Origin of the sequence: Brevibacillus sp. MER 51, assembly GCF_023714195.1 — a bacterium.
Taxonomy (GTDB): domain Bacteria; phylum Bacillota; class Bacilli; order Brevibacillales; family Brevibacillaceae; genus Brevibacillus.
Window position 1 is genome coordinate 18,972 of the sequence record NZ_JAMAUS010000029.1, and the last position, 20,110, is coordinate 39,081.

A 20,110-nucleotide genomic window follows, 5' to 3' on the forward strand; every position below is an offset into this window, starting at 1 on the left:
GACTTCTTGTTTGTGCTTCGTTGCGACATGAGGCGATGGAGGGAAGTACAATCAAAACGATACTGATCATCGACGATGAAGCACAAATTCGTGAACTACTCAGTATTTATTTGAAAAATTACGGGTTTGCTACTTTTGAAGCAGGTAATGGGGTTGATGCGCTGGCTGTATTCTCAAACGTGCAAATCGATCTGGTTATTGCTGATATTATGATGCCGATGATGGATGGATACGAGTTATTAAAAAAGATGCGACATATTTCCGAAGTTCCGTTTTTATTCCTGTCCGCGAAATCGGACGATATGGATAAAATTATTGGACTGCAGCTTGGCGCTGACGACTATGTGGGAAAGCCTTTTAACCCCATAGAAGTCGTCAGCAGAGTTCAAGCGTTATTCAGAAGAATGGATGTATTTTCTAAAGGTGAAAAGCAGAACCATGAAATCATACAAATTGGCGATGTCATGCTCGATTTGGTGAGCTGTAAGCTGTACAAAAATGGACAGCAGAAAGAAGTGACATCGTACGAGTTCAAGATTTTGTCTTTACTGATGAAGCATGCGGGGAGAGTTTTTACAAAAGCATCCATCTACGAGCATGTTTGGGGGCAGGAATACATAGGGGATGAAAACCTCATCATGGTCTATATCAGCAAACTCAGGGAGAAGATTGAGGATAACCCAAGAAAGCCAGTTTATCTAATTACGATCAGGGGGTTAGGCTATCGTTTTGAAAAAAAATGAGGGCATCCCCGACAAGCGGCCGTTAAAACAACTGTTTTTTCGGCACTATGTTGTGATAAGCGGTTTGTTCTTATGCACGATTATGATTGCTCTTTTGGGGACAGACCTGTTGATGGACAACTATTTTGATAAAACGCCCGATTTGACCCGAGTGGACGGCAGTAAAATATACCAGTACCCTTTTGAAAAGATTGATGGTCGGTTGTTAGACGAGTACGGCGGCTGGTTCGAGATCGTGGATGAATCGGGGACAGTCATCTATGTAAAAGGCAACAAGGAAGACAATATCATGACATATAGCGATGGAATGCTGTACGCTAAAGTGGACATACTGCGAAATGATGATTCAATTTTCTACCATGCCTATCGAGCGCAAGGGCCAGAGGGTGAAAACTATGTTCTGTTGTGGAAAATTCCTGAGCGGTCGGAAATTATATCATTGGCGCTTGGAATCTTAATAGCGTTGTTTGTCGTTCTGTTGTTCATCGCCCTTTATTTCTATACCAGGTACTCCGTCTTGCAGATGAAGAAGCCTCTCCGGCAAATTGTAGAGGGTATTAAAGAGATGGAAGGCTTCAATTATCAGAAGAGGCTTACATTTTCGGCTGAAATGGAATTTGCAGAAATCCGGGAAGCGTTTAACGGAATGGCAGAACGACTACAGCAGACCTCGGCAGAGAAAGAAGCGGTAGCGGACAACAAAAGAAACATGCTGCTGCATTTGTCTCACGATCTGAAAACGCCGATTACATCTGTATTCGGTTATTCTCAGTTGTTGCTGGATAGGCCGGAGCTAGAAGAAGAGCAAAGGCGTCAGTATGTTCAATATATTAACGACAAATCGTCTTATATGGCCCATTTGATTCAAAATTTGTTCGAGCTGGCAAAGCTGGAAGACCAGCACGTAAGACTTGATAAAGAAAAGGTGAATATCAGTAAGTGGTTTATGCAGCTTGTTGCGGAATTTTATCCGGAAATAGAAGATAGGGGATTTCAGCTGGATGTGAAAATTCCAGAGGAGCCGCTGTTCGTCATGTTCGACAAAATGCATATGAACCGCGTTATTACGAATTTGATCGGTAACTCGCTAAAACATAATCCGCCGGGAACGCAGCTATTCGTTTCATGCGAGAAAATAGAGACCGGCGTTGTTCTGTGGTTGGGTGATAACGGTACAGGTGTTCAAGAGGATGTTAGGGAACACATTTTTGAAGAGTTCATAAAAGGGAGCAATCCTGTGAAAGATAGCACCGGACTCGGTCTAGCCATTTGTAAAAAAATTATAACGTTACATCAGGGGACCATTCATTTGGAAAGAAATCAACGGTATACGACTCTATTTAAAATAACGTTGCCTCTTGAATGAGCGGTACTGTCCGGGAATGTATGGGGTGGGCTTCGCTGAAATCTGCTTGTATATGGATATGAGCAAAATGCAGATGGAGTAAAAGGTGCATTTGCTAAAAGGAGCCTTCCAAATGTGAGGGCTCCTTTTCTAAAACGAGAGTTTGGGCGAGGGTTATTTACTCGTATACGTTGAGAGAGACCCATCCGCTAATAATACGTTGTAAGTACGGTGCAGCATGACTACTGCCTCCGCTCGTGTGAGTGGATCGTGTATTTCCAATTGGTTATCCCACGTACTCATGATGTCGTTGCCCACTAGCCATGCGAGTGCATAAGCTTTTAATGCGTCAATGTCACCATTGGCGAAAGTTATTTCTCCAGAGTCGAGGTGACTGTAGCTAATTGTGTATTCGGCGTTAGGAATAGCAGTGGAACCAGGATAAGGCGATCGATAGTTAGGTGAATCGACCGACTGTACGGTAATATCGTCAATTCTAGCGAGGACTTGCAAAACTTGATCGGCGGGCATTTGATACATCTCTTGGTAAAAAAACGTTTGGAAGAAGTACATAGCTTCCCACCACGTTACCTTTTTTTCGGGATAGATGTAGACTTTGTCCCAGTCCCAATCTACAACACCAAATGAGTTTGCATCGTACATTTCCATTAATGGTTGATAGGCCCAATGTTTTTTGGGGACATCTTCAAACTTCTGTATTTTCTGCTCGGAGGATTCTTTGTTTAGATTCGGACGGAGCTTATTAAACAGCTTATGAAACATAACAGTGAGCTCGGCTCTGTCAATCGCCTCATTCGGTCTGAAGGCCCCATTGGAATAACCGCTTAATACACCTTTTTTCACCATGAAATCAACGGATTCCCGAGCCCAATGTCCATTCGGGATATCGCTGAACTGACTGGCTTGAACAGGCATGGAAGTTGAGAAAAGAATCGAAACGATAAGAGCTAAGCATAAAGACATATTTTTCATCATGTTCCTCCTTTACCATCCCTTTCCTTTTCCCTTCTCTATTTCTGCTTAAACATTTTGGCTATACACAGGCAGATGTCAGGAAGAGATGCAAATGGTATGCTGGAGGGGTAAGGCAGGATTGGAGAAGGGGATGGTGTTATGAAAAGGACACGCAAAATCACCTCCTAAAATCATGATGTTTTCGATTTTAGGAGGGATATCCAATGAAATTTCAGCGAATCGATCTAAACAATTGGAGCAGAAAGTCTTATTTCGAGCATTATCTGAACCGAGTGAATTGTACCTTCAGTATGACAGCCAACATTGATATATCGGGATTGCTCCCCGCTCTACGGCAAAAAGGGATGAAGCTGTACCCGGCTTTTCTGTATATGGTGACAAACGTTGTCAATGAGCATCGTGAATTTCGGACATCGTTTCATGCAGATGGCCAGTTGGGCTACTGGGAGAGCATGATACCCAGTTATACTTTTTTTCACAAGGACGATCAAACATTTTCTACGATGTGGACGGAATTCGCTGACGAGTTCCCTGTTTTTTATCAAAATTACGTAGCGGATATGAAACAGTATGGGGACAACAAAGGTTTTGTAGCGAAAGAACCGGAACCGCCTTATACCTTCCCTGTCTCGTGTATTCCCTGGGTTAGCTTCAGTGGGTTTAATCTGAATATTTCGGGAGATGGGCGATATTTGCTGCCGATCATTACGAGCGGAAAGTATTTCGAGCAAGGAGGCAAAACGTTATTGCCTGTTTCTTTGCAAGTCCATCATGCGGTTTGTGATGGCTATCACGCCAGCTTGTTCATCAACGATTTGCAAAAATGGGCAAAAAATTATAAGGAATGGTTAGGTGTCGAGTAAATTGGCTCGTTTGGTATGCTTCTTCTTCCTAATCTCTCCCAATCATTTATAATAACGGTAGGAGAACTGGGAGGAGAAGGAATGAACAAAGAATTGGTAGGAAAAATCTTCGGCTGTATTGTTTTGGGTGCGATCATCACTGTGATCGGAGTCGTGGCGATGGTGATGACTGCCTTGAACGCACAGGGAAGAGTTTATTGCCTACTTGTCGCTGTCACGACGGTCGTTTTTATCATCTATATCATCGGCCAAATGTTCGCCCCGCAAAAGAGTCGGTTATGGAACCGGGCGCTCTTTGTCTATTTTCTCTTTTGTACGCTGCCAGTTGCAGGATATGAGATCAGCAGCTATTACCATAACAGCATTCCTGTGGTCAGTGAGGCAGAGGTCGATCTGGAACAGTATAAACCGTTCGCCACAGACTCCAAGGTCCATAAACTGGATCAACCAGCGACATTGTCATTACAGTCTGATTTGCCCAAAATAGATGGGGCGACGGCCTTGTATCCTCTTTACGCTTCCTTTGTGCAGGCTGTTTATCCCGAGAAAAATTACGATATTTACGACAGTGAAGTCATGGTAAACAAGACGCCAAATGCGTACGAAAACTTACTGGATGGCAAAGTCGATATCATTTTTGCGGCAGCGCCTTCCGAGGAACAGCTCCTGTCAGCAAAAGAAAAAGGCGTAGAGTTTAAGCTGACCCCGATTGGAAAGGAAGCTTTTGTCTTTTTCGTCCATGCAGAGAATTCTGTTCACGGACTCACTACCCAGCAGATTCAGGACATTTATGCGGGAGACATCAATTCCTGGGATCAAGTCGGGGGCGGGTATGAGTATATTCGATCCTTTCAGCGTCCTGAAAATAGCGGAAGTCAGACGATGCTCAAGAAAATCATGGGAGGCAAAGAGCTCATGAAAGCACCACAAGAAGACGTGGTAACAGGAATGGGTGAAATCATCGAGCAAACAGCCAACTACAAAAATTATTCGAATGCCATCGGTTACTCGTTCTTGTTTTATGCCACGGAGATGGTGCGAAACGGAAACATTCGTCTGCTCGCGATTGACGGGGTAATGCCTAATAAGGAAACGATAAAAAGCAGAGCGTATCCGTTTGCGGCCGATTTTTACGCAGTGACAGCCGGGACGGACAATCCGAATGCAGAGAAACTGATCGAATGGATTTTGTCTCCACAAGGACAAGAATTAGTAGAAAAAACGGGCTATATTCCGGTGAAATAAAATTAGGCGAAGCAAAGGAGACCCTTGGGAGATTGACCCGAGGGTTTCTTCTTCGCTCTCCCTTTGTCTCGATTTGGGGTCGTGATTGTCGCGATGATCCGGGAGTCAGGCTTGCAGGCTGGCGGTTTTATTTCTAGTTGGATCATATTGACAGAAAAATCTAAGACTGTTATAAAAATAGTGAATAGCACTCGCGAGGTGAGAGTGCTAACATCAAAAAAGGAATACATAAGAAGTCCGGAAGGGTGGGTATTTCATGGAAAAAAAGCAGTTTCAAGCAGAATCTACACGTCTGTTGGAAATGATGATCCATTCTATTTACACACAAAAGGAAATCTTTTTGCGCGAGTTGATCTCCAATGCGAGTGACGCGATTGACAAAATTTACTACAAGTCGCTCACCGATGATCAATTGGTGTTCGATAAAGAGAACTATTACATCAAAGTAGCGGTTAACAAAGATACCAGAACATTGACGCTGACAGATACCGGGATCGGCATGACGCAGGATGAGTTGGAAAATAATCTGGGTGTCATTGCGAAGAGTGGGTCTTTGGCGTTCAAAAAAGAAAACGACGCGAAGGATGGCTACAACATCATCGGTCAATTCGGCGTTGGTTTCTACTCGGCTTTCATGGTTGCCGACAAGGTTACGGTTATCAGTAAAGCACTGGGCAGCGACACTGGGTACAAATGGGAGTCCAGCGGTGCGGATGGCTACACGATTGAGCCTTATCAAAAAGATTCCGTCGGAACCGAAATCATTCTCGAAATCAAGGAGAATACGGAGGAAGAGAATTACGACGAGTTTTTGGAAGAGTACCGATTAAAAGCGATTATCAAAAAGTACTCCGATTTCATTCGGTACCCGATCAAAATGGACGTTACGCAGCATAAGCCAAAAGAGGGCAGCGAGAACGAGTACGAACAGGTGAAGGAAGAACAAATCGTGAACAGCATGGTTCCGATTTGGCGTAAAAATAAAAGCGAGCTGACCACGGAGGATTACGAGCAGTTTTATGCGAGCAAGCATTACGGCTTCGACAAGCCGCTGACGCACATCCATATCAATGCAGATGGAGCCGTTGTTTATCAGGCGATTTTGTACATCCCGGAGAGCATGCCGTTTGATTACTACTCGAAGGAGTACGAAAAAGGTCTGGAGCTGTATGCGAACGGCGTACTCATCATGAACAAATGTGCAGACCTGCTTCCCGACTACTTCAGCTTTGTCAAAGGGATGGTTGACTCCGAGAGCCTGTCGCTCAACATTTCCCGTGAGATGCTCCAGCATGACCGTCAATTGAAGCTGATTGCGAAAAACATCACGAGCAAAATCAAAAGCCAGCTGCAAAGCATGCTGAAAACAGAGCGGGAGAAATACGAGCTGTTCTACAAGTCGTTTGGCAGACAGCTGAAATACGGCATGTACAGCGACTACGGAAGGCATAAAGAAACGCTGCAAGACCTGTTGATGTTCTACTCTTCCAAAGAGAAAAAGCTGGTGACGCTAGAAGAGTACGTAGAGAGAATGCCAGAAGACCAAAAGTACATCTACTACGCATCTGGCGAGTCGATCGAGCGAATCGAGAAGCTGCCGCAAACAGAGCTCGTATCCGAGAAAGGCTACGAAATCCTGTACTTCACAGATGACGTCGATGAGTTCGCGATCAAAATGATGATGAACTACAAGGAAAAGGAATTCAAATCCGTATCGAGCGGGGATTTGGGAATCGAACCGGGTGAAGAAGAAAAAGCAGCCGAAGCAGAAAACGAGAACAACAAAGAGCTGTTCGACTATATGGCATCGCTGCTCGAAGGAAAAGTCAAAGCTGTCAAAGCCTCCAAGCGCTTGAAGTCACACCCTGTCTGCTTGTCGACTGAGGGTGAAATGACGATTGAAATGGAAAAAATCTTGAATGCGATGCCGAACAATCCGAACGTCAAGGCAGACAAGGTGCTGGAGATCAATGTGAACCATGCGGTGTTCCAGTCGTTGAAGGGTGCATTTGACACAGACAAGGAAAAGGTCAATTTGTATACGGCGCTTCTGTACAATCAGGCTCTCTTGATCGAAGGCTTGCCGATTCAAGACCCAGTAGAGTTTACGAACGATATTTGCAAAGTAATGGTTTAATCATCAAAAAGGGGATGAGACTTACTCATCCTCTTTTTGATGTGGAAAATGTCTCGGAATGATAAAAAACTAGTTGCTTGGCCTCGATACATACGTGAAGATTGGATCCCTTAGCTCGAACTCATATGTTGCTCCATTCACAATTCCAACAACCTTCTCACTGTCATATAGATCGAGCAAGAAACCGGCCATTTGTTTAGCTGTATGGAACTTGGGAACTGCACCAGCATATTCAAAATGATCCATATCAAAGGAACGCTTCGCAAATTCGGTCTCTGTTGCAGCAGGTGCCAAGACTTTTGCTCGCATTTCTGCTCCGTTCTCCCTCAATTCTTGTGCTAGACCTTCCGTAAAGGCACTTACATAGAACTTCGTTGCACAATAGGTCACGGCGTTAGCAATGATTTTGTAACCTCCGCCTGAAGAAATATTGATGATTTGCGTTCCTTTCACATGTGCATAGTCATGAGCATAACGAGAAGATAGAATCGTTAGTGCTTCAATATTCAAGTGAAGCATGGACTCAATTTTATTCAAGTTTTGGTCCCCAACAGAAGCAAAGTTTCCGAACCCCGCATTATTAATCCAGGTCTCAATCTCATAATCCTTTAGACTGTCGTAAAAGTCATGAACATTTGCGCGCACACTTAAGTCAACTGTCCGAATGACTACATCCAATTTTGCGTTGATTTCAGCCACTTTTGATTGTAGCTTTTCTAATTCATTCGTTCGACGTGCTGCTAAAATTAAGTTTTTTCCACGAGCAGCAAATGCCAGAGCGGTTTCAAAACCAATTCCTGAACTTGCCCCCGTAATGACCGTATAATTCATGTATATCCCTCCTGAATTTATTCAATAGCTTCCATTGAGATTGAATGTTTCATTGAGTATACAGATTAGAGTAAACTCTAAGTCAAGGGTATAAAATCCATTCGGAGGTTTCTCATGCATACGATTGGTGAAGTGGCACATCTATTAGGGATAAGCACACATACGCTGCGGTATTATGAAAAGGAAAAAATAATTATTCCGGATCGCGATGAAGGCGGTGACAGGCGATATAACGATTCGCATATTCAATGGCTGCGATTTGTTATCAAGTTAAAAGAAACGCAAATGCCTATCTCGAAAATCAAGAAGTACGCTTCATTGTTTTTAGAAGGAGAACATACTGCTTCAGCTCGATTGAGTCTTTTAGAGGATCATAAACACTATATTGAGCAGCAAATAAAAAATTTAATCGATGTGGATGGTATGTTAGAACGTAAAATTGTTGCTTACAAAGATTTCATCAGTAACCGAGCAGCCAAAGCACCTGTAGACTGAGCTCCATTGCCCGCGCGGATTGAAACAAGCAGGCTTTTGGAAGATAGATTCATGGACGAAAAAAACCTTGAGTGAGCTTCAAGGTTTTTTTTCGTCCAAACGAGCTAGGCAGGAAGCAGAACCGAGCCACGTGTGTGGATTGCCAGCCCAGCACCAGCCTAGCTTCGGCTTGTTTTCGCTGATCCACATGGCTGTCACGCGTCGGTCGCCACAACGAGAGCCGAGCAGGGAAAAGCCGTTGTTTTTCTTTACATGATCCGGGAAGTGAGTGATCAGGGCAATCCCTTCCTCCAGCGTGAGCGGAGAACGCTGCTGCTCCAAGAGGATGGGCATCGCGTCATTCGGAGTGATGTTCAGCGTCTCTTTTCCCGTATCAATTCCGGTCATCAGGTAAGCCATTCCTGTAGGAATCTCGATGTCTTCGATGGGTGTAAATCGCCGGATTTCTTCTGCATCCATGACACTGAAGCCAGCTTTCTTTTTCCGCTCGATGGCTTGCATCGCTTTTTCTCCGTCGAACCATTCGCCTTTTACCACGAGAACAAAGGGGACGAGGCCCGCTTGCAGGTCGTCTTCTTGAATGGTGAGAGCTTCTGCCAGTGGTTGCAGCGGGGCCAGATTTTCCCGAAATTCATCTGCTGTCATGCCCGCCATTTCAGGATAGCCCTTATGAATGAGTGTTGTCAGTTGCCGTTCGAATTCAGCTTTGTGCATAAGTTAATGCGCCTCCTTCCACTTGTCACATTCATCTTACAACATTCGCGCGAATTGAAAGGTTTCTCCAAAAGAAAAGGAATGAGGCTGATTTGGGTTGAAGTAACTTTACAAATAAGCTTTAATCTTTGTGGAAGAAAATCGGAAGGAGGCTGGCTGCCGTGCGCCCCATTGATATTGCACGTAAGCTGAAGCTGAGTACGAGCGCCTTGCGCAATTATGAAGCACATGGGCTGGTTCCACCTGTAGAGCGGTCAGTGAGCGGCTACCGGAAGTATACGGAGGAACACGTCGCTTATTTTACCTGTATCCAAGCCATGTCCCCAGGCTTTGGAATGGATGTGACGGCGCAGGTCATGCGATTGATTCAGGATAGACAGTTGCAGGCTGCTCTATGGCTTGTGAATGAGGTACAGGCTAACTTGCAGAGGGACAAACAGTTAGCGGAACGAAACGTGGCGATGCTTGAAGACGGTCCAGCTGGAAAGGGTGAGGAAGCTGGAAACGGAGAATGGATGACGATTGGGGAGGTAGCAACCATGACTTCTCTGCCGAGCTCAACCATCCGCCACTGGGAAAAGGTTGGACTTATTACGACTTCCCGCGATGAGAAAAATGGCTACCGTCTCTTCAATCGCTCGCAAATCCGCAAAATCATGCTGCTACGCACGCTGCGACCTGCTGTCTATTCCTTATCGGTTGTGGAGCTGAAGGAAGCCATCGCGAACATGAATGAAGAGGATGTAAAAGAGGCGCGAAACATCGCTTTGGAAACGCTGCGCTATCTGGAGCAGATGAATCTCGTACAAACGCGTGGGGTTTTCTATTTCTATCAATTATGCAAAGTGGTTCAGTTGGTCGAAGAATGAGATGGCCAAAAGAGAAAACCCTCTTCTGCACATTCGCAAAAGAGGGGATGTCATCGTTATTCCACAAACAGTGATACTCGCTCAAATCCTGCATCTGAAATGCGAATCAAGCCCGTATCCGATATATGCAATGTCGGTATGACGACCAGAGCAAGCAAAGACAATGTCATAAAGGCGTAGTTCATCGTGCAGCCCGCCTTCACCAAGGCTTGGCTAATCTCCATGGATTGCTGCACAACTGTTTCATAAGGCTCGGTCGACATCAGTCCAGCTAAACGCAGCGGAAGCTCCACCATTTCGCCGTCTCCAGTCACGACAGCGATGCCTCCTTGCATGCTGATCACAGCATTGGCTGCTTGTGCCATCCGCTCATCATCGTTTCCAATGACAAGCACGTTATGGCAGTCATGGGCGACAGTCATGGCAATCGCTGCTGGCTGGTTAAATCCGACATTGCCGACAATCCCAATGCCAGAGCCGCCTGTTTTCCCATGGCGTTCGAAAACAGCCATTTTGCACAAGGTACTCTCGGGCGTAATCTGGAGCTCGCCATTTGCGACAGCCACATCGACAAACACTTCATCCGTCTCTACGTGATTTTCGCGGACAACTGCGACGCGTGTCTTGATCGTCCCGGACGGAACGGGGGTCTTGATGATGAAGTCAGATGGCGTGAGCTCAGCCTTGATTTTCACAGAGTTGATGGCAAACTCAGGGTAAGGGAACGGAGAAAGTTCGAGCGTCATTTCACCGTTTTCCGCCACTACGTCACCGCGTGCGATCGTCGTCACGACATTTACATCTGCCAGATTCCCGTCGAGCAAAATAATATCGGCGATGATACCCGGTGCGATCGAGCCTACATCTCGTGCGACACCGAATCGTTCTGCTGTATTGATGGTCGCCATCTGAAAGGCAGTCACAGGCTTGACTCCTTGCGAGATCGCATGTCTGACGATGAAGTTCATATGACCTTCTTCTTTCAACGAATCACAGATGCGGTCATCGGACACGAGCATCATCCGGCGGGAGTCAATGCCCTGTTCGGTGTGTGCCTTGATCGTTGCTGCAACATCGTGCCAGGCTGAGCCGCGGCGCATTTTGGCATACATGCCAAGGCGTACCCGCTGTGCGACATCTTCGCTGGTCACACACTCATGGTCGCCGGTTACACCCGCAGCTGCATAAGCAGCCAGACGTGGATCACTTGACGGCCATGTATAGTGACCATCCACTACTTTTCCTGCCCGCAATGTCGCTTGAATCTCTCCAATCATTTTCGGGTCTCCGTACACGACCCCAGGGAAATTCATGACTTCTCCGAGCGCGATCATATCGGGTCCCCAGCTCAATGCTTCCGCGACCTCCGCTGGTCCGAATTCTGCCCCAGCCGTTTCAAAAGAAGCATCCGTTGAAGGGACGCAGGAAGCGACCTGCATGTAAGCAGCCATCGGGGTTTGTCTCGCCTCATCCAGCATGATCCGCAAACCAGGTAGACCGAGAACATTCGAGATCTCATGTGCGTCGAAAAAACCGCCTGTCGTTCCGAGCGGCAGTACCGCATTGGCGAATTGCGTCACGGACAGCATGCTGCTTTCGATATGACAGTGCCCGTCCAACAGTCCTGGTGCCATATACTTTCCTTTTGCATCGATGATCCTGGTGGATTCATCCGTCATCCCTTCTACATAAGGACCGACATAGGCGATACGGGTGCCAACAACAGCGATGGACATATTCGGCAAGATTTCACCAGAGAGAACATTGACGAGAGTGCCGTTATAGATGAAGAGGGTCGCTTTTTTCTCCCCTCTGGAAAAGGCAACGAGATCAGGAATGCAATCTGCGAGTGGAGGTCTTGCAAAGGACGGATTCTGCTGTGTCATGTTTACTATCACCTCATGCTGGATTTGGTTTTTTACATATAGTACACATCGAAGAGGAAGGAAGCTAGTTTTCTTTTAGAAAAAATTTTTAAAAAGAGGGTGTAGTGGATGACGAGAGTAAAAGTCATAAACATAAAAATATCGTCCTACATCAAGCTGTGTGCGGGAGCCGGGGCTTCGATCGGGGTTTTGGATGGGGCCTTTCGTTTCCTATTTTTACTTGTAATGGGGCAGTTTGGCGCTTCGGAAGCTTTGATTTTCAGTATGCAGGTCAAGGGATGGACAGCGGGAATCTTGCATGTGCTTTCTGTACCGCTGCTGTATGGATTAGGCGCAGTCCTATTTGGCTTTGTCTCCTATTTTCCGTTTATGTACTACCTAAAGTGCAAGAAGGGTATTGTGATCGAAGGGGTATTTGAAGGGGAGCAGCGTGAGGAGATACCAAAATAAAGCACCTCCCGTTTTCACCGTTGTTGAAAGTGAAAACAGGAGGCGCTGCTTAGTGTTCGGCTACCTCTATTTCATTTGTCCTCGTTTTCCGCAGTTTGTAGATCACGACGAGCAGAATAAACCATACAGGTGTGATAAACAAGGCGACTCGTGTATCTTCCGCGAGTGCAAGGACGACCAGGATGAAGGCAAGGAATGCCAGGATCAGGTAATTGGCAAAAGGATAGAGCGGCATTTTAAATGGGTTCGCTTTTGCTAATTCCGGTCTCGTTTTGCGATATTTCAAATGACAGATGACCGTGATTCCCCAAATAAAGATAAAGCAAACGGTCGAAACACTAGTAATCAGAGTAAATACGCCCTCTGGCATGACGTAGTTCAATACGACTGCGATTAGAATGACAACTGTCGAAAAGAGTAGTGCATTTGCCGGGACCTTGTTGGCAGTCAGTTTGGTAAGGGGCACAGGTGCATTCTTTTCTTTGGCAAGGGAGTAAACCATCCGGCTTGTACTGAAAATGGCGCTATTACATGCGGAAGCGGCGGATGTCAGTACGACAAAGTTGACGATACCGGCAGCGGCTGCAATGCCAATCGCTGCGAAGACCTGCACGAATGGACTCTCCAACGGGTTGATCGCGTTCCAAGGATAAATGCTCATGATGACGATGAGTGCGCCAACGTAGAAAATCAAAATTCGAATCGGAATTTGGTTAATCGCCTTTGGAATGACGCGTTTTGGGTCTTCTGTTTCACCGGCCGTCAGACCGACGAGCTCGATCCCAACAAATGCGAATACGACCATCTGGAAGGAGAGAAGGAACCCATTGAAGCCGTTCGGGAACATACCGCCATGACTCCAGAGATTCGTAAAGGTGGACGCACCTGCATTCGTAGAAAAGCCTTTGATGATCATGAAAATGCCGACAAAAATCAGGGCGAGAATCGCGATGACCTTAACGAGCGCGAACCAAAATTCCATTTCTCCAAAAAGCTTCACCGTAGCCAGGTTCATGATTAACAAAATCACGAGGGCGATTAAGCCTGGCATCCACTGCGGTATTTCCGGAAACCAAAATTGCGTGTACAGACCAACCGCTGTCAGGTCGGCCATGGCGATGGAAATCCAGCAAAACCAGTAAGTCCAGCCCGTGACAAATGCGGCCATATTCCCCAAATAGTCTTTGACGAAATCCACGAAAGAATGGTAGTTCAAATTGCTCAAGAGGAGCTCACCGAGGGAGCGCATGATTAAAAAGCAGATGACGCCCGTAATCAAGTAAGCAAATAAGATGGATGGGCCGGCTAAATGAATCGATTTTCCTGCGCCCAAAAATAATCCTGTTCCGATTGCTCCACCGATCGCGATGAGTTGTACGTGTCTGTTTTTTAGACCTCTCTCCAATTTTTGATCCTGCATACGATCCACCTCTCTATATTTTTAGTTAGTTTTCAATTTTTAGATTTTTATCAAACAGATAATCTTCATATTAACATAACTATAGCGATTTAACATATGTTTATTTATTTTTATAGAAAAAAAGCTTTTGGATATGAACGGAATAGGAACATCCTGGAAGTGCTGACTCTTTTAAACATAGGCTGCACTTTTTTTGTATTTCAGAAAAAAGAATATATTGACATGAGAATGGAAATCATTTAATTTTGCGTTAGGGCAACTTTTTTATACGAATGCATATTAGTTTGTTTTGGTTAATATTATTGGTACAAGACTACATTGTTGTATGTAGGCATATGTGCATGTGGGATTTACCCGTTTCACCATCGGTTTTTGGGCGGGATCATATAACGGGCTATTATTTGGAGGGAAAAATCATGGAATCTGCTATCGCGGTAAGGGGTTTGCATGTCTCCTACTTTGGGAACGAAGTTGTTCGGGATGTTTCTTTTGATGTTGAAGTAGGGAGCATGGTTGGAATCATCGGTCCAAACGGGGCAGGGAAGTCAACCCTGATCAAAGCGCTCTTGGAACTCATTCCGAGAGATAAGGGGAATGTGCGGATTTTTGGGAAAGAGACAAATGAATTGCGGAAGAAAATCGCCTATGTACCACAGCGGAGCATAATTGATTGGACGTTTCCGATCACCGTCATGGATACAGTGCTGATCGGGACATACCCAAGTGTTGGACTGTTTAAATTTCCGAAGAAAAAGGAAAAAGCGTGGGCGTTGGAATGCCTGAGAAAAGTAGGGCTGGAGGATTTCCGCGACAGGCAGATTGGGGAGCTCTCCGGCGGGCAGCAACAGCGTGTCTTCCTGGCAAGGGCACTTGCGCAAAAACCAGAGCTGCTGCTTCTGGACGAGCCGTTTGTGGGAATTGATGTGGCGAGCGAGGATACAATCATTCGCATTTTGAAAGAGCTGCAATTTCAGGACAAAACAATCGTCGTCGTCCATCATGACTTGTCCAAAGCATATGCGTATTTTGATCAACTCCTTTTAATGAACAAAGAATTGATCAAGTTCGGTACGGTCGATGAAGTGCTGAATCGAGAAGTCATGTCGAGAGCATATTCCTATCAACTCCCATTTCTCGAAAAGACCGAGGTGCTTGCATAATGGATTTCTTGATGGCAATTGGACAGTATGAGTTTTTGCAAAAAGCATTGTTTACATCTGTAGTGGTTGGGTTAATCTGCGGCGTCATCGGTAGCTTTATCATCTTGCGTGGAATGTCCTTGATGGGGGATGCCATCTCGCACGCTGTATTACCTGGGGTGGCACTCTCCTATGCTTTTGGGATCAATTTCTTCGTGGGCGCTGTTTTAACAGGTGTGCTCACCGCTGTTGGAATTGGCTACGTGAGCCAAAATAGCCGCATCAAGAACGACACGGCGATTGGGATTATGTTCACGTCAGCCTTTGCGATCGGAATCATCATGGTTACAATGCTGAAAAGCAGTACCGATCTCTATCACATTTTGTTCGGGAATGTATTGGCTGTGCGCTCGTCAGACATGTGGGTGACAGTCGGTATCGGGGTTATCGTCATCGTGACAGTCTACGCTTTTTTCAAAGAACTGTTACTGACTTCGTTTGATCCGACCATTGCTGCCGCCTACGGCTTGCGTAACAACCTCATTCATTACTTGCTGATGACCTTGTTGACGATGGTAACTGTCGCTTCCTTGCAAACTGTAGGAATCGTGCTCGTCGTCGCCATGCTGATTACACCGGCTGCTACTGCTTATCTTTTGACGGATCGTTTGTCGATCATGATCTTTTTGGCTGGCGGTTTTGGGATGCTGTCTTCGGTTATCGGCCTTTATTTTAGCTTTACCTATAATTTGGCCTCTGGTGCCACAATTGTCGTGGTTGCAACTGTGCTCTTCTTCCTGGCCTTTCTTTTCTCCCGAAAACACGGGGTAGTATGGAAATCAATCCGAGCCCGGCAAAAACGGGTCGAGCTCTTAAAGTAAAGGAGAATTATTGTTATGAAGAAGTGGAATCTGTTTTTCGTTTTTCTACTATCAACCGTATTGATGGCAGCGTGTGGTGCTCCGCAAAGTGCGAACGAGCCCACGAAATCAGATAATGATAAGCTGCAGGTCGTAACCACGTATTCCATCCTGTATGACATCGTGAAAAACGTTGGGGGGGATCGGGTAGAGATCCATAGTCTCGCTCCAATTGGCTCCAATCCGCATGAATATGATCCACTGCCTGCTGACGTGCAAAAAACGACGGATGCAGACGCTGTTTTTTACAATGGACTGAACTTGGAAGCCGGTAACTCCTGGTTCGATAAACTGATGACCACAGCAGGCAAATCAGGCCCGGATGCACCTGTGTTCCGTCTCAGTGAGGGCGTAGCTGCCAAGCACTTGACGACGAAAGGCAAAGAGAGCGAAGAAGACCCGCACGCTTGGCTGGATGTACGCAATGGCATCAAGTATGCGGAGAATGCAAAAAATGCCTTGATCAAGGTGGACCCAGCGCACAAGGAAACGTATGAGCAAAACGCCAAGAAGTACATCGAACAGCTGACTGCACTGCACGAGGAAGCGGTGAAGCAATACAACCAGATTCCGAAAGAACAGCGTTTGCTTGTGACGAGCGAGGGAGCGTTCAAATATTTCAGCGAAGCGTACGATTTTGAAGCGGCGTACATTTGGGAAATCAACTCGGAGAACCAAGGAACGCCAGAGCAGGTTACGCAGGTGGTCGATACGATTCGTGCGAAAAAAATCCCGGCTCTGTTCGTAGAGACGAGTATCGATCCGCGCAGCATGGAGATGGTATCGAATGAAACGGGTGTACCGATTGTCGGGAAAGTATTTACGGACTCTCTCGGAAAGCCGGGAGAAGATGGTGATACGTATATCAAAATGATGGAGTGGAATATCAAGACGATTTACGAAGGATTGACCAAGAAATAAGCCTGGCAAAAGCAAAGCACAGCTCTTCTAATCAGGGGCTGTGCTTTTAAATTCTTCCACTGCTTAACATCTTTCGTCAGATTGAGGTATAATAGGCTAGTGTGTTAAAGGAATCCGGAGTATTCATATTTTAATCTGTCATATTGAAAGAGAGTGGGATTATGGGTCGTAAGTGGAACAATATTAAAGAAAAGAAAGCTTCTAAAGACGCGAGCACCAGTCGTATTTACGCGAAGTTCGGGAAGGAAATTTACGTAGCGGCAAAGCAAGGCGAGCCGGACCCAGAGTCCAACCGTGCTCTGAAGGTCGTCCTGGAGCGTGCCAAAACGTACAGCGTACCGAAAGCGATTATCGACCGCGCGATTGATAAAGCAAAAGGCGGCTCTGATGAAACGTTTAGCGAGCTGCGCTATGAAGGCTTTGGGCCAAACGGTTCCATGATCATCGTGGATGCACTGACCAACAACGTAAACCGCACAGCTCCTGAAGTACGTGCCGCTTTCAACAAAAACGGCGGTAACATGGGCGTATCCGGTTCGGTTGCTTATATGTTTGACCCAACAGCGGTATTTGGTATGGAAGGCAAATCCTCTGATGAGGTGCTGGAAATCTTGATGGAAGCAGACGTAGACGTGCGGGACATTTTGGAAGAAGACGGTGCTGTCATCGTTTACGCAGATGCCGAACAGTTCCATGCTGTACAAGAAGCACTCAAAAACGGTGGCGTCACAGAGTTTACCGTAGCTGAACTGACCATGCTGCCACAAAATGAAGTAACGCTGACAGAAGACGTACAAGCTCAATTCGAAAAGCTGATCGATGCTTTGGAAGACTTGGACGATGTGCAGCAGGTGTACCATAACGTTGATTTAGGTGAATAATTATTTCGATGGGGGAAGACCTTTGTTTTAGGACAGAGGTCTTTTTTATGTTGTTTTGGTGAAGAGAAGAATATTTCCAGTCTAGGCTCCAGGCTCCGTCCAGCTGGGGGCTGGGGCTGTCCGCTCCGAAGGGTAGGACTCCACAAGTCGCTACGTCTGGAAATATTCTTCTCTGTCGTGACTGATTACATTCTTCCATCTTTTAAGGCTTTTAAAACCCGTCTAACACGGAATGCTCGTAGAGGAAACAGGAGAAAAAAGCGAAGATCTTTGGGACACCGACCAAGATGGAATGCAAAAAGCGAAACACGCCCTTAAGCGTCCACCTCTGAAAAAACATCCTGAAAGGACCACTTTGGACGCGGTTTCGCTTTTTGCATAGTTATTGAGATTAATAAATAGAGTGTTTAAAGAAATAGTGAAATAATACGGGATTCTGAAGGTTCTGATAGGATTGTGAAATATGAGGGGAGTTCATATTGGAATTTAATATGACTTGGAAGGTTCTCTGGGTGTTTTAGTGATGTAGATATAGTGGAGGTGGTTTACACCATTTTTGTGTTAGTTGGATTAAGCAAGATAAAGGGTATGCACATCCATCACCTAAGAGTCATTTTCGACAATCACTAATTCCAACATATAGGAAAAATGATGAATGTACACTGAAAAAAGTAGTAAAATTTATCTAATTAAAAAGACCAGAAAAACTCTGTGAGTGAAGTCCGGTCTTTTTATCAACTTGCCCTATCGGTGAATAACTATGTTAAAAATATCTTTTTGGCAACATTTATAGCATTCAAGACTTTAGGAAATCCCGTGTATGGGTAGCATTGCAGTAATGCCTCAATCACTTCTTGTCTCGTTAGACCTACACGAATGGAGGCATTGAGATGAACGTCCAACTGTGGCTCGCATCCACCTTGAGCAGTTAAGGCTCCTAATGTGACGAGTTGGCGCTGTTTAGGGTTTAGTCCTGAGCGGCTGTAGATTTCACCAAACGCAAATTCAATGATTTGTTCAGCTAATACAGGGGCAATCTCGGCCAGTGAATCGGCAACCGCCTCACCATGTTTGCCGTCGATTTCTTGAAGTTTTGCTATGCCTCTTTCCCGTCGTTCCCCTACAGAATGTAGTAGTTCGTCCTCGATGTTTACTTCGATATTTTGTTCTGCAAAAAGTTGTTTCGCAACGGTAATGGCATTTAAAGCACGAGGAGCGCCGCAAAACGGAATACAATGGGTAGCAATTTCAATAATTTCGTTCGGCGTAATTCCAACTTTCAAACCGAAGTTCATGTGCCATTTGAGTTGATTTGGAGTATCACCTAACGATATTAACGCAGAGATCACGATTATTTCTCTTTGTTCATAGGTGAGTACGGGATTATTGAAAACTTGCCCAAAAAATTCAATAATGTACCGACTTATGTGGGGAGATACATCGCTTAAAGCATGAATAACCGCTTGGATTCCTGCTTCATCAGTTTCTTGAAAAAGTTTTTTTCCATTTTCATAGTTTGAGTTCATCGCTTAATTGCCTCCAGTTTTGAGGTTTTCTATTTCCCGGTACTTCTAATGTAGTTTATTATTGCTGCTCGAAGTCAAATATAGGTTTTTACAATAGAATTTGCTATTAGGTAGAGGTTACTAAAGCATTTTTCTATTTTTTTGATCTACATTTCGCTATAGTAACTATAACGAAAGGGGACGGATCGGATGTCATTTTCAATGAAATATGTAGTTGATAACTTACATGTGTCTGCAAATACACTCAGATTTTATGAAACGGAAGGGTTGTTAAGAAATATTTCTCGAGATTCAAATGGTCGTAGAATATATAATGATGAAGATTTGAGATGGATCAACTTTATCCGATCTCTGCGGTTGACAGGAATGCCTATTTCTAAAATAAAAGAATATATCGATCTTTATGAATTAGGCGATGAAACATTCCTGCAAAGAAAAGAAATGATGATGCAGCATAAATTAGAAGTGCAGAATAAAATCAATGAAAACCTAAAACATTTAGAAGTAATAAGTTATAAGGTTGCGATGTACGAACTTCAAGAAAGGAAAGACACGCAGAAAATTTAGTATACTGGACTGTAAGCTAAAAGCTCGGCTGTATGCGAGTCTGTAAAATATTCTGTGTAAACTCTCAACCTCTAAACTACAATTAGTCTTAGAAAGGTTGGGAGATTTTTATGATGTCAAAAGAGCAGATCAAGCAGTGGATCAAAGAGAAAAACATGAAGT

General features: G+C 45.1%; 19 protein-coding genes. 13 read left to right on the plus strand and 6 right to left on the minus strand.

What is annotated here, in order from left to right; all coding sequences use genetic code 11:
- Positions 1 to 35: 35 nt before the first annotated feature.
- Both M3630_RS29860 and M3630_RS29865 read left to right on the plus strand, forming a co-directional pair.
- Positions 36 to 743 carry a response regulator transcription factor gene (locus M3630_RS29860; protein WP_251254592.1) on the plus strand — a complete coding sequence of 236 codons (708 nt, stop codon included), beginning with the start codon at positions 36 to 38 and terminating at the stop codon, positions 741 to 743.
- Positions 730 to 2,109 carry a HAMP domain-containing sensor histidine kinase gene (locus M3630_RS29865; RefSeq protein WP_251254593.1) on the plus strand — a complete coding sequence of 460 codons (1,380 nt, stop codon included), beginning with the start codon at positions 730 to 732 and terminating at the stop codon, positions 2,107 to 2,109. The genes M3630_RS29860 and M3630_RS29865 overlap by 14 nt, the downstream gene beginning before the upstream one ends.
- 153 nt (positions 2,110 to 2,262) lie before the next feature.
- Here the strand turns inward: M3630_RS29865 and M3630_RS29870 are convergent, their stop codons facing one another.
- On the minus strand, positions 2,263 to 3,084 hold the full coding sequence (locus M3630_RS29870; RefSeq protein WP_251254594.1) for an S-layer homology domain-containing protein: 822 nt from the start codon (positions 3,082 to 3,084) through the stop codon (positions 2,263 to 2,265).
- 203 nt (positions 3,085 to 3,287) lie between these two features.
- Between M3630_RS29870 and catA the strand changes: the two genes are divergently transcribed.
- The 3 genes from catA (at position 3,288) to htpG (ending at position 7,329) form a co-directional block, all read left to right on the plus strand.
- Entirely contained in the window at positions 3,288 to 3,947 is a 660-nt protein-coding gene (catA, locus tag M3630_RS29875) for a type A chloramphenicol O-acetyltransferase (RefSeq protein ID WP_251254595.1), read from the plus strand.
- 81 nt (positions 3,948 to 4,028) lie between these two features.
- On the plus strand, positions 4,029 to 5,192 hold the full coding sequence (locus M3630_RS29880; protein ID WP_251254596.1) for a PstS family phosphate ABC transporter substrate-binding protein: 1,164 nt from the start codon (positions 4,029 to 4,031) through the stop codon (positions 5,190 to 5,192).
- 256 nt (positions 5,193 to 5,448) lie between these two features.
- A complete protein-coding gene (gene htpG / locus M3630_RS29885) occupies positions 5,449 to 7,329 on the plus strand; it encodes a molecular chaperone HtpG (RefSeq protein ID WP_251254597.1) in 1,881 nt (626 codons plus the stop codon).
- 69 nt (positions 7,330 to 7,398) lie between these two features.
- On the opposite strand, the gene M3630_RS29890 is transcribed toward htpG, so the two are convergent.
- Positions 7,399 to 8,160: an SDR family NAD(P)-dependent oxidoreductase gene (locus tag M3630_RS29890; RefSeq protein ID WP_251254598.1), complete on the minus strand. Its 762-nt coding sequence runs from the start codon at positions 8,158 to 8,160 to the stop codon at positions 7,399 to 7,401.
- A 114-nt stretch (positions 8,161 to 8,274) separates the two neighbouring features.
- Between M3630_RS29890 and M3630_RS29895 the strand changes: the two genes are divergently transcribed.
- The gene (locus tag M3630_RS29895) at positions 8,275 to 8,655 is read left to right on the plus strand and encodes a MerR family transcriptional regulator (RefSeq protein ID WP_251254599.1); all 381 of its coding nucleotides are present in this window, start codon (positions 8,275 to 8,277) and stop codon (positions 8,653 to 8,655) included.
- 78 nt (positions 8,656 to 8,733) lie between these two features.
- Here M3630_RS29895 and M3630_RS29900 read toward each other — a convergent pair whose 3' ends face one another.
- Positions 8,734 to 9,369: a DUF5701 family protein gene (locus M3630_RS29900; protein ID WP_251254600.1), complete on the minus strand. Its 636-nt coding sequence runs from the start codon at positions 9,367 to 9,369 to the stop codon at positions 8,734 to 8,736.
- A 161-nt stretch (positions 9,370 to 9,530) separates the two neighbouring features.
- On the opposite strand from M3630_RS29900, the gene M3630_RS29905 reads away from it, so the two are divergent.
- On the plus strand, positions 9,531 to 10,238 hold the full coding sequence (locus M3630_RS29905; RefSeq protein ID WP_251254601.1) for a MerR family DNA-binding transcriptional regulator: 708 nt from the start codon (positions 9,531 to 9,533) through the stop codon (positions 10,236 to 10,238).
- A gap of 56 nt (positions 10,239 to 10,294) precedes the next feature.
- Here the strand turns inward: M3630_RS29905 and M3630_RS29910 are convergent, their stop codons facing one another.
- Positions 10,295 to 12,124 (minus strand): adenine deaminase, encoded by a 1,830-nt coding sequence (locus tag M3630_RS29910; protein WP_251254602.1) that lies wholly within the window; start codon positions 12,122 to 12,124, stop codon positions 10,295 to 10,297.
- A 108-nt stretch (positions 12,125 to 12,232) separates the two neighbouring features.
- Between M3630_RS29910 and M3630_RS29915 the strand changes: the two genes are divergently transcribed.
- On the plus strand, positions 12,233 to 12,574 hold the full coding sequence (locus tag M3630_RS29915; protein WP_251254603.1) for a hypothetical protein: 342 nt from the start codon (positions 12,233 to 12,235) through the stop codon (positions 12,572 to 12,574).
- 49 nt (positions 12,575 to 12,623) lie between these two features.
- Here M3630_RS29915 and M3630_RS29920 read toward each other — a convergent pair whose 3' ends face one another.
- Positions 12,624 to 13,994, minus strand: a complete 1,371-nt coding sequence (locus M3630_RS29920; protein ID WP_173608791.1) for an amino acid permease — start codon at positions 13,992 to 13,994, stop codon at positions 12,624 to 12,626.
- Between the two features lie 416 nt (positions 13,995 to 14,410).
- On the opposite strand from M3630_RS29920, the gene M3630_RS29925 reads away from it, so the two are divergent.
- From M3630_RS29925 to M3630_RS29940, 4 genes are all read left to right on the plus strand, one after another.
- Positions 14,411 to 15,154: a metal ABC transporter ATP-binding protein gene (locus M3630_RS29925; protein WP_251254604.1), complete on the plus strand. Its 744-nt coding sequence runs from the start codon at positions 14,411 to 14,413 to the stop codon at positions 15,152 to 15,154.
- The gene (locus M3630_RS29930) at positions 15,154 to 16,014 is read left to right on the plus strand and encodes a metal ABC transporter permease (protein WP_251254605.1); all 861 of its coding nucleotides are present in this window, start codon (positions 15,154 to 15,156) and stop codon (positions 16,012 to 16,014) included. Before M3630_RS29925 ends, M3630_RS29930 begins: the two co-directional genes overlap by 1 nt.
- A gap of 15 nt (positions 16,015 to 16,029) precedes the next feature.
- Entirely contained in the window at positions 16,030 to 16,974 is a 945-nt protein-coding gene (locus tag M3630_RS29935; protein WP_251254606.1) for a metal ABC transporter substrate-binding protein, read from the plus strand.
- 161 nt (positions 16,975 to 17,135) lie between these two features.
- Positions 17,136 to 17,855 (plus strand): YebC/PmpR family DNA-binding transcriptional regulator, encoded by a 720-nt coding sequence (locus tag M3630_RS29940; protein ID WP_221867606.1) that lies wholly within the window; start codon positions 17,136 to 17,138, stop codon positions 17,853 to 17,855.
- Between the two features lie 758 nt (positions 17,856 to 18,613).
- Here M3630_RS29940 and M3630_RS31275 read toward each other — a convergent pair.
- Positions 18,614 to 19,381 (minus strand): carboxymuconolactone decarboxylase family protein, encoded by a 768-nt coding sequence (locus M3630_RS31275; RefSeq protein WP_353057270.1) that lies wholly within the window; start codon positions 19,379 to 19,381, stop codon positions 18,614 to 18,616.
- A 189-nt stretch (positions 19,382 to 19,570) separates the two neighbouring features.
- On the opposite strand from M3630_RS31275, the gene M3630_RS29955 reads away from it, so the two are divergent.
- Positions 19,571 to 19,948, plus strand: coding sequence for a MerR family transcriptional regulator (locus tag M3630_RS29955; protein ID WP_088906424.1), 378 nt, complete (start codon positions 19,571 to 19,573; stop codon positions 19,946 to 19,948).
- Positions 19,949 to 20,110: the final 162 nt, after the last annotated feature.